At 56.9% G+C, this 1287-nt stretch carries 1 rRNA gene; it reads left to right on the top strand.

Features of this window, described 5'->3' with window-relative positions:
* Positions 1–1287 (top strand): 23S ribosomal RNA (locus JNW98_RS35640); the annotation flags it as partial.

Genomic DNA, 1287 nt, shown 5'->3' with positions numbered 1-1287 from the left:
GTCGTGACTGCGTGCCTTTTGAAGAATGAGCCTGCGAGTTTGCGGTGTGTTGCGAGGTTAACCCGTGTGGGGAAGCCGTAGCGAAAGCGAGTCCGAATAGGGCGGTTGAGTAGCGCGCCCAAGACCCGAAGCGGAGTGATCTAGCCATGGGCAGGTTGAAGCGGAGGTAAGACTTCGTGGAGGACCGAACCCACCAGGGTTGAAAACCTGGGGGATGACCTGTGGTTAGGGGTGAAAGGCCAATCAAACTCCGTGATAGCTGGTTCTCCCCGAAATGCATTTAGGTGCAGCGTCGTGTGTTTCTTGCCGGAGGTAGAGCACTGGATAGGCGATGGGCCCTACCGGGTTACTGACCTTAGCCAAACTCCGAATGCCGGTAAGTGAGAGCGCGGCAGTGAGACTGTGGGGGATAAGCTCCATGGTCGAGAGGGAAACAGCCCAGAGCATCGACTAAGGCCCCTAAGCGTACGCTAAGTGGGAAAGGATGTGGAGTCGCAGAGACAACCAGGAGGTTGGCTTAGAAGCAGCCACCCTTGAAAGAGTGCGTAATAGCTCACTGGTCAAGTGATTCCGCGCCGACAATGTAGCGGGGCTCAAGCGTACCGCCGAAGTCGTGTCATTGCAGTACATACTCCTAACGGGGACTGTGATGGGTAGGGGAGCGTCGTGTGCCGGGTGAAGCAGCCGCGGAAGCGAGTTGTGGACGGTTCACGAGTGAGAATGCAGGCATGAGTAGCGATACACACGTGGGAAACGTGTGCGCCGATTGACTAAGGGTTCCTGGGTCAAGCTGATCTGCCCAGGGTAAGTCGGGACCTAAGGCGAGGCCGACAGGCGTAGTCGATGGACAACCGGTTGATATTCCGGTACCCGCTTTGAAACGCCCAATATCGAATCAGGCGATGCTAAGTCCGTGAAGCCGTTCCGGATCCTTCGGGTGAAGGAAAGTGGTGGAGCCGACGATCCAGACTTGTAGTAGGTAAGCGATGGGGTGACGCAGGAAGGTAGTCCAGCCCGGGCGGTGGTTGTCCCGGGGTAAGGGTGTAGGCCGTGTGGTAGGCAAATCCGTCACACGTTAAGGCTGAGACCTGATGCCGAGCCGATTGTGGTGAAGTGGATGATCCTATGCTGTCGAGAAAAGCCTCTAGCGAGTTTCATGGCGGCCCGTACCCTAAACCGACTCAGGTGGTCAGGTAGAGAATACCGAGGCGTTCGGGTGAACTATGGTTAAGGAACTCGGCAAAATGCCCCCGTAACTTCGGGAGAAGGGGGGCCATGTCCGGTGAT

The organism is Streptomyces huiliensis (assembly GCF_020037025.1).
Lineage (GTDB): Bacteria > Actinomycetota > Actinomycetes > Streptomycetales > Streptomycetaceae > Streptomyces > Streptomyces huiliensis.
Note: the sequence above shows the minus strand (reverse complement) of the source record. Positions and strands in the feature narration are given on the sequence as shown.